This window comes from Microvirga sp. P5_D2, assembly GCF_054049475.1.
Window position 1 is genome coordinate 1 of the sequence record NZ_JBFUMH010000337.1, and the last position, 2,136, is coordinate 2,136.

At 55.6% G+C, this 2,136-nt stretch carries 1 protein-coding gene and 2 pseudogenes; 2 read left to right on the plus strand and 1 reads right to left on the minus strand.

All coding sequences use genetic code 11. The features are described from left to right. A pseudogene (locus ACXJKO_RS31395) lies at nucleotides 1-346 on the minus strand (TCP-1/cpn60 chaperonin family protein); the annotation flags it as partial. On the opposite strand from ACXJKO_RS31395, the pseudogene ACXJKO_RS31400 reads away from it, so the two are divergent. Together ACXJKO_RS31400 and ACXJKO_RS31405 are read left to right on the plus strand one after the other, a co-directional pair. Beyond that, nucleotides 234-1,003, plus strand: a pseudogene (locus ACXJKO_RS31400) (IS5 family transposase). The pseudogenes ACXJKO_RS31395 and ACXJKO_RS31400 overlap by 113 nt on opposite strands. A gap of 218 nt (nucleotides 1,004-1,221) precedes the next feature. Next, on the plus strand, nucleotides 1,222-2,136 hold a 915-nt coding region (locus ACXJKO_RS31405), incomplete at its 3' end, for a hypothetical protein (RefSeq protein WP_457094915.1).

Below are 2,136 nucleotides of genomic sequence, written 5' to 3' on the forward strand. Positions count from 1 at the left end.
GCAGAGCCACGCCGCCGCCGGGAACGATGCCTTCTTCCACCGCAGCGCGGGTGGCGTTCAGAGCGTCGTCAACGCGGTCCTTCTTCTCCTTCACCTCGACCTCGGTCGCGCCGCCGACGCGGATCACCGCGACGCCGCCTGCGAGCTTGGCGAGACGCTCCTGGAGCTTCTCACGGTCGTAGTCCGAAGTGGTCTCTTCGATCTGCGCCTTGATCTGGCCAACGCGGGCTTCGATGTCTTCCTTCTTGCCGGCGCCGTCGATGATCGTGGTGTTCTCCTTCTCGATGCGAACGCGCTTGGCGCGGCCGAGCATCGGAAGCGTCACAGACTCGAGGAAGATCCTCAACGGGATCTTCTACGTGCTGCGTTGCGGGATCGCCTGGCGGCTCTTGCCCTCCGATCTGCCGCCCAAGAGTACGGCCTTTCGTTGGTTCAGCCTGTGGCGGGACACTGGCCTGTTTGAGACCATCAACCATCTGCTGGTCATGGCTGATCGGGAGCGGGTCGGACGGGAAGCCTCGCCCACCGCCGCTGTGCTCGACAGCCAAAACGTGAAGACCACCGAGAGCGGCGGACCGAGAGGCTATGATGCGCGCAAGAAGGTCAAAGGCCGCAAGCGTCAGGTTATGGTCTACACCGATAGGCGCGGTCTGATCCTGGAGCCGCAGCCGGCGGACATTTAGGACCGAGACGGGGCCTGTGTGGTGCTGCGCCTGTCGCGGCGCGCATTCCCGTTCATCGCCACAGCATTTGCCGACAGCGGCTATGCCGGCGAGACCCCGGCCCAGGCGACCGCGATCCGCATCGAGATTGTCAGAAAGCCGCCCGACCAGGTTGGCTTTGCGGTGCGCCCTCGCCGCTGGGTCGTGGAACGGTTCTTCGCTTGGATCAAGCGCAATGGTCGGCTCTGGAAAGACCCGAGGCGACGCTGACTTCAGCTCGAGCGTTCCTTTACGCAGCATCCGTCATGCCCCTCATCCGCCGCTTGGGACGGTGTTCATGATTTACGGGACGAACTCTAAGGCGGAGTACTACCTCTAATCAGCGGCAATAGTTTCTTCCATGTAATATGGTGGAATGYCATTATGTAGGACTTCGTTGGTCTGTGGGGCTTTCTAAGTTCCCGATTAGTAATAAGGCACCTAAGTTCATCTAAACTCGTGTAGACATTTCGAATAACGGCTGGCGGCACCCTCTGCAATGTAACGAAGGGATCACCTGATGCGCCTCATCGTTCAAATGCTAGCACTCGCGCTCATTTCTACACCAGCGCTTTCACAAACTAACTTATATGATAACTGTCTCGGCATTATATCGAGCGGTCTGAAAGAATACAGCATCTCAACGGAGTCCTCTTCCTACCAAGATCAAGTATACGATAAATATTGTGACGCCAAAGGTTCTCTCAAGAGTGTCGACGCAAGCCTCGACATAGTAGCAAAGGTCATCTCTATAGGCGGAAAGTATGGTTCAAAAGAGCAAGTTATGCAGAATTTTTGTAGAGATTACAGTCGTGGAACTTCCTCTAAGTCTGCCAGAGACCTCTATACCGAAAAAACTGTCTCCAGAGCCTACGACACGCTGGATGTATGCATGGCCATGGCGTCCACCGGCGCTATTGCGAAACCTACCGTCGAAAGTATTGAGCGAGCAAATTTCTTCCTTGCGCCGGGCTACAGCTCAATTGAGGTCAAAGGAGTCAGCACCTCCAGCAACGTGACCTGTAAAGGGCATGATCCCACCAAGGAGCCCCAGTCAATAACATTCAATGAGGATTTTCACGTCACTCTTACGCAGGGCAAAAGCCTATCAATGGTCTGCACGCGCACGCCAACAACGGACAGCGCGGGAAATCAAGTATTTGCGGAAGGTATTGTGACGTTAATGACGGACTTCCGTCCGAAGGGAAATCTCGTACTTTTCATGCCGGAAGATACAAAAGTTGCACCAAATCTAGCAAGCGCTCTCCAGGCCCAAGCAAGCACACTTAGAGGCCAAATCACGGAGCTCGCTATGCTAAACGAAGCATTGGTCAAAGGAGTGAATACGGAATTTTCGAAGCTCGACAATGTGGGCGCTGCTCCGAACTTCATGGTTGACGATGTTTTGACTATAGGCCCCTATGGCGGGCCAGGC